Annotated in this window: 5 protein-coding genes and 1 pseudogene; 2 read left to right on the top strand and 4 right to left on the bottom strand. The window is 70.5% G+C overall.

Going from position 1 to position 5,932, the window contains the following annotated elements:
* A pseudogene (locus JF597_RS49505) lies at positions 1–218 on the bottom strand (cinnamyl alcohol dehydrogenase); the annotation flags it as partial.
* A gap of 167 nt (positions 219–385) precedes the next feature.
* Positions 386–1,873: a PHB depolymerase family esterase gene (locus JF597_RS49500; protein WP_294012591.1), complete on the bottom strand. Its 1,488-nt coding sequence runs from the start codon at positions 1,871–1,873 to the stop codon at positions 386–388.
* Between the two features lie 291 nt (positions 1,874–2,164).
* Between JF597_RS49500 and JF597_RS49495 the strand changes: the two genes are divergently transcribed.
* Positions 2,165–3,583, top strand: coding sequence for a tannase/feruloyl esterase family alpha/beta hydrolase (locus JF597_RS49495; protein WP_294012588.1), 1,419 nt, complete (start codon positions 2,165–2,167; stop codon positions 3,581–3,583).
* A gap of 51 nt (positions 3,584–3,634) precedes the next feature.
* On the opposite strand, the gene JF597_RS49490 is transcribed toward JF597_RS49495, so the two are convergent.
* The gene (locus JF597_RS49490; protein ID WP_294012585.1) at positions 3,635–4,534 is read right to left on the bottom strand and encodes a S1 family peptidase; all 900 of its coding nucleotides are present in this window, start codon (positions 4,532–4,534) and stop codon (positions 3,635–3,637) included.
* Positions 4,535–4,828: 294 nt separating this feature from the next.
* On the opposite strand from JF597_RS49490, the gene JF597_RS49485 reads away from it, so the two are divergent.
* Positions 4,829–5,734, top strand: a complete 906-nt coding sequence (locus tag JF597_RS49485) for a helix-turn-helix transcriptional regulator (RefSeq protein WP_294012582.1) — start codon at positions 4,829–4,831, stop codon at positions 5,732–5,734.
* A 19-nt stretch (positions 5,735–5,753) separates the two neighbouring features.
* Here JF597_RS49485 and JF597_RS49480 read toward each other — a convergent pair.
* The coding region (locus tag JF597_RS49480; protein ID WP_294012594.1) for an SAM-dependent methyltransferase at positions 5,754–5,932 on the bottom strand (179 nt) is incomplete at its 5' end.

Here is a 5,932-nt window from a genome sequence, read left to right as displayed (position 1 = left end):
GTGGCGTACACCCACATCCGGTGCACTCCGCCGCTGTAGCTGTGACGCTCGCTCAGATCGAGGTTCCAGGGCTTCTGCCAGCTGTAGGCGAACGACGTCTGCTGCCAGCCGTCGGTCGGGTCGGCGGCCACCGCCGCGCCCGCGGGCCGGGAGAGGGCGAGTGCGGGGCCGCCGACCAGCAGTCCGGCCGCTGTCCGTAAGACGGATCTCCTGTTCATCGGGTGTCCTTCCGTTGTGGGAGTGGGGGTCCATCCGGTCGGGAGGCAACACCAATACATCGGAGGAGTCAATGACTTCGACCGTACTCGATAGCCGTGGAGGCGACTCTGGAGTGATTTAGAGGGTGAATAGCCCCTGATACACCCGATGTATCGATGATCCGGGATCAGGCCGGGCAACCGGAGTCCGCGACGAGGTAGTAGCCGGGCGCGGTCTGCTCGAGGGTGTGCGCGGTGAACGTGTTCCACAGCCCCATGGGCTCGTCGGAGCCGTTGGCGTAGGTCTGACCGCCACTCTGATGGGCCCGGCCGGCGACCGTGTGGTCGTAGTTGCTCGCGGTATGACACGTGGGTGTGAACCCGGTGGTGGATGCGGTCACCACGGCGGAGGCCGCGCCCGCCGCGCCTGCCGCGTCCACGGCCGCCACGGTGTAGCCGTACGTCGTGCCTTCGGTCAGGCCGGTGTCGGTGTAGGCGGTCGACCCGGTGGTGCCCACCTTCGTGCCGTCTCGGCGCACGGTGTACGAGACCGCATCGGGCACCGCGTTCCAGCTCAGGGCCGTGGTGGTGTCGGTGGTCCCGGTGACCGTCAGTCCCGAGGGCGCGGGCAGGGCACCGGTGTCCTGGTCGGGGCCGTCGAGGCCCCAGAAGCGGACGGTGTGGTAGCTGGAGCAGATGGCGTCGAGGTAGTACGTGCCGGTGGCGCCGCACTGCTCGGTACCGCTGCCCGGGTCGACCGCGAGCCCGTGCGCCATGCCGGCGACCGAGTAGACCTCGACCGCGGGCCGGCCGGAGGCGTCGTCGTAGGCGGTCATCGTGGTGCCCCCGCTCAGGCTTTCCGTGCGCGAAGGCGTCTGGCCGATGCCCCACACGTCGGTCCACTGGTCGCGCAACTCGGTGGCGTTGGCGGGCCGGACGGTGGTGTCGGCGGAGCCCTGCCAGATCGCGACGCGTGGCCAGGACGTGGTGCCGGCGGGAGCGGCGGAGCGTACCAGGTCGCCCCATTGGGCGGGGGTCCTGTCCGGAGGGCTGTACATGCAGGTGTACGCCGCGGACACGGTGGTCGCGCAGTACGCGGGCAGACCGGAGTCGATGGCTCCGCCCGCGAAGACGTCGGGGTACGCCGCCAGCAGGTTCGCGGTCATGCCGCCGCCGGCGGACAGGCCGGTGACGTAGACCTGCCGGCTGTCGCTGCCGTACTGCGAGACGGCCTTGTCGACCATCTGCCTGATCGACAGTGCCTCGCCCCGCCCGCGTGAACTGTCCTCCGGCTCGAACCAGTTGAAGCAGGAGTTGGCGTTGTTGGTGCTGCCCGTCTGGGGGAGGACCAGCGCGAAGCCGTAGCGGTCGGCGAACTCCGGCCAGCCGGAGTGGGCGTAGTAGTCGCTCGCGCTCTGTGTGCATCCGTGCAGGGCGATCACGAGCGGGGCGCCGGGCGGCAGGGTGTCCGGTGCGTAGGCGTACATGGACAGGTTGCCGGGGTTGGTGCCGAAGCCGGTGATCTGCGTCAGGCCCGCGGCGGACGCCTGCGGGCTCATGGCGACCAGGCCTGCTGTGAGGGCCAGAGTGCCCGCGGCTGCGGCGACCCGGCGGCGGATGCCTCTGACGAGGCTGCGGCTCTTCGTGAAGCGGAACGGAGGATGCGACGGTCCCATGACGAAATGCCTCCTGATGTCGGGCGGGGCCCGATGGTCGGTGTGCCGTGCATCATCGGGGCGCGCCCTCCGGCCCTGGCATGGGCTGAGCAGCCAGAACCGAGGCAGGTGCTGTGTGAGGGCCGCCCATAGTCGCTCTCGCGCTCGGCCGGGCAGGACCCTGCCTCCCGGTCCGGAGTGGTGTCCCGCACCATTGCCGGAAGGCTGACGGTGGTTGGCCGACCTATGTCTGAGGCGGGTGGGGCGCCCTAGTCTCCCGCGCATCCCTGCAGCGTCCTCGGAGGCACACTGATGCGTCTGTCCCTCAGCTCTCCGTCAGGCTCCTGGCAACACCGCGTTCCCACGGCCCTCGCCGTGGCTGCTCTCGTGCTCACTCCCACGTCCGCCACCGCCGCATCGGGAGATCCGGGCGGGCACTGCGCGCACCGTACGCAGTTGCGCGTACCGGGTGCCGAGCGTCAACAGGCGGCGTGTCTGGCCGAGTTGACCACGGCGGGCACGGTCGCATCGGGGCACACCGACCCGGCCGACTGGGCCGGGCTGACACCGAAGGACCTGACCGTCCCCAGCGGAGTCCCCGGCATCCAGATCGACGGCTACTTCCCCGACACCTCCACCACGAACACCAACCATGGCTGGAGACACGACTCCCAGTTCGTCATCCGGCTGCCCGACCGGTGGAACGGCGGCCTGGTGGTCGCCGGCACCCCCGGCAACCGTGAGCAGTACGCCAACGACCGGGCCATCGCCGACTCGGTGCTGTCCCGCGGCTATGCCTACGCCGCCACTGACAAGGGCAACACCGGTCTCGCCTTCTACCGGGACGGGAAGGCGCCGGGTGACGCCATCGCCGAGTGGAACGCCCGGCTCACCCAGCTCACCCGAGCCGCCCGGGTCACGGTCGCCCGGCGCTACCACCGTCCGCCCGCGCGCACTCTGGTGACGGGCATGTCCAACGGCGGATACCTGGTGCGCTGGCAGTTGGAGAACCGTCCCGAGCTCTACGACGGCGGAGTCGACTGGGAAGGCACCTTGTGGCGCCCCGACGGGCCCACCCTGCTGGACTTCCTGCCCGCGGCGCTGCGCCACTACCCGGTGTACGCAGCCGGGGGCGGACGCGCCCGGGAGGCGCAGGAGGCCCTGCACGCCGCGGGGTTCCCGGCCGGGTCGGAGTTTCTCTGGCCGTATCACCACCAGGTCTACTGGGACCTGACCCAGCGGATCTACCGTGAGGAACTCGACCCCGGTTTCGACGGGGCGACAGAGGCGGGTACGCCGTACTGCGCGGCGGGGACACCGGCCTGCGACACCGACTACGACTACGCGACGCGTCCCGACGAGGTGCGGCGGGCCGTGGCGAGGATCGCCCTGACCGGTCGGATCGGCAAGCCGCTGATCACCCTGCACGGCACCCTGGACGTCCTGCTGCCCATCAGCCAGGACTCGGATGTCTACGCCCGTATGGTGCGCCACGCCGGACGAGACGGTCTGTACCGCTACTACCGCATCGAGGGCGGCACCCACACCGATTCCCTGGCCGACGTGTTCCCGGACCGGCTGCGTCCCCTCGCGCCCTGCTACCGCACGGCGTTCACGGCCCTCGAACGCTGGCTCGGCACCGGCAGGCGGCCGCCCGTCTCCCGGACCGTGGGCCTGCCCACCGGTGCGGAATCCGCGACCCTGGTGAACAACTGCCCCCTGGGGGCTTGAGGGTATGGCGGCCGTCTCTCACCTGCCGATTCTCCGGTGTCCAACACCTCGTCAGTACACGGACAGCCCGTACGCGTTCAGCACCTCCTGGATCGGCTGGTAATAGGTGGTCCCTCCCGTGGCACAGTTCCCGGAGCCGCCGGAGAGGATGCCGACGACCTTGTCGCCTGCGTAGAGCGGGCCGCCGCTGTCGCCGGGCTCGGCGCAGATGTTGGTCTGGATCAACCCCGTGACGACGGCTCCGTCCCCGTAGTTGACGGTGGCGTTCAGCGCGGTGACCCTGCCGCAGTGGACGCCGGTGGTCGCTCCCCGGCGGCAGACGCTCTGGCCGACGTAGGCGGTCGCGGTCCCGGTGACGTCGACGGTTCCGATGGTGCCGGGGTGCGGTACTGCCGGGTTGGAGTACCGGACGACACCGAAGTCGTCGCCGGGGAAACTGGTGCCGGCGGTGGGGCCGATTGTCGTGGTCATGGCGGAGCTGGTGTACCAGGTGGGCATGCCGTCGGTGCAGTGACCGGCCGTGACGAGGTAGTACGTGGAGCCGCTGTGCACGTTGACCCCCGCCGAGCAGCGCCGGCCGGACGTGTGGATGCCGTCGCCGCCGGACAGGAGGGTGCGGAGCCGACCGTCGAGCCTTTCGAGGGTCGCGGCACCCGCGAAACGCCCGGTGGCCCGGCGGATTCTGGTCAGGTCCGTGTCGGCGACCGTGGAGTCGGCGCGTACCCGCAGCTTCCCGGTGCGCTCGTCGACGGCCCAGGTCGTTCCGGCGATTCCCAGGGACTCGACGGCCGAGACCGCGCCGGACACCGAGGCGGCGGCTGGTGTGGCGTCGGCCTCGGGCGCCGCGGCCGCGCCGGTGCCGGACATCGCGAGAGCGGTCACCACGAGCAGGCTCACCACCGAGGCGATCAGCCGTGGACGTCTGGCGCCGGTACGGCGTGCTCTGATCACTGAAGCCTCCCGAGTGCGGTAGGACCGGTGAGGGGGACACGTGAGGGCGCAAGGCCGCGGCCGACGCTTCAGTGTGCCCGGTCGCGCCCGGCGCGGGTAGACGGCCTTCGGCCGACGAACAGGCCGTCGACTCGGGACAGTTGCTGCTCTCGCATTGCTCGGCATGCGTGGTTCGCGTCGTCGCCGCCCGGACCTTCCGGGTACCGATCCGAGCCGGGCCGTCAGCCCCTACGATGGCAACTCGCAGTGCCTGTACGTGTGCACAGTCGAGTTTCACCGCAGGGAGAAATGCCCATGGGTGCCCATAAGTCCGCAGGAACACCGATCGACAGCGGGATCCTGGGCGGGCGGTCGGCCGGGCCCATGGTGCCGCGGCTGCTGCTGGGCGCGCGGCTGCGCAGGCTGCGGGAGGAGCGGGGGGTCTCGCGTGAGGACGCGGGGCATGCCATCCGCGGCTCACGGTCGAAGATCAGTCGTATGGAGGCAGGCCGTCACGGCTTCAAGCTGCGGGACGTGGAGGATCTGCTCACTCTCTACGGCGTCACGGGCGAGGCCGAACGCGCCACCCTGCTGACGCTGGTCGAGGAGTCCAACACCCCTGCCTGGTGGCAGTACTTCAACGATGTGGTGCCCGCCTGGACGCAGACCTACCTCGCGGCCGAACAGGCGGCGAGTCTCGTCCGCTGCTTCGAGGTCCAGCGTGTTCCGGTCCTGCTGCAGACCCCCGACTACGCCCGTGCCTCCCTCCGGCTCGCCCACCCGGACGCGTCCCCGCAGGAGATCGAACGACGTGTCGCGTTACGGATCTCACGGCAGCGGATCCTGCACAGACAGCCGGCGACCAGGCTCTGGGCCGTGCTCGACGAGGCGGCGCTGCGGCGGCCCGTGGGCGGCGGCTCCACGATGCGCGGCCAGCTCAGGCATCTCATCGAGATCTGCCGGCTCCCGCAGGTCTCCCTCCAGATCCTGCCGTTCCTCTCCGGCGGCCACTCGGCGGAGGGCGGCCCGTTCACCATCGTGCGGCTGCCCGGCAGCGAGTTGCCCGACGTCGTCTACCTCGAACAACTCGCCACCGGCCTCTATCCCGACCGTCCCGCCGACATCGAGTCCTACTGGGACGCCATGAACCGCCTGGCCGTCGAGGCCGCGTCACCGGACGAGACGCCCACGATCCTGCACCGCGTCCTCCAGGAGACCTGACCCCACGCCGGGAGCGTTCTCAGCTCTTGCGGGCCACACCACCGTACTGGTGCACCTCCGCGGGAAGGCCCAACGCCTCGGTGTCGGGGCGCCAGCGCGAGCACGACGCCACGCCCGGTTCGAGCAGCTCCAGTCCGTCGAAGTAGCGCGCGAGCTGCTCGGGGGTGCGGAGGATGTAGGGGATCGAACCGCCCTCGT

Origin of the sequence: Streptomyces sp. (assembly GCF_019510245.1) — a bacterium.
Taxonomy (GTDB): Bacteria; Actinomycetota; Actinomycetes; order Streptomycetales; family Streptomycetaceae; genus Streptomyces.
This window is presented reverse-complemented; position numbering and strand designations above follow the sequence as displayed.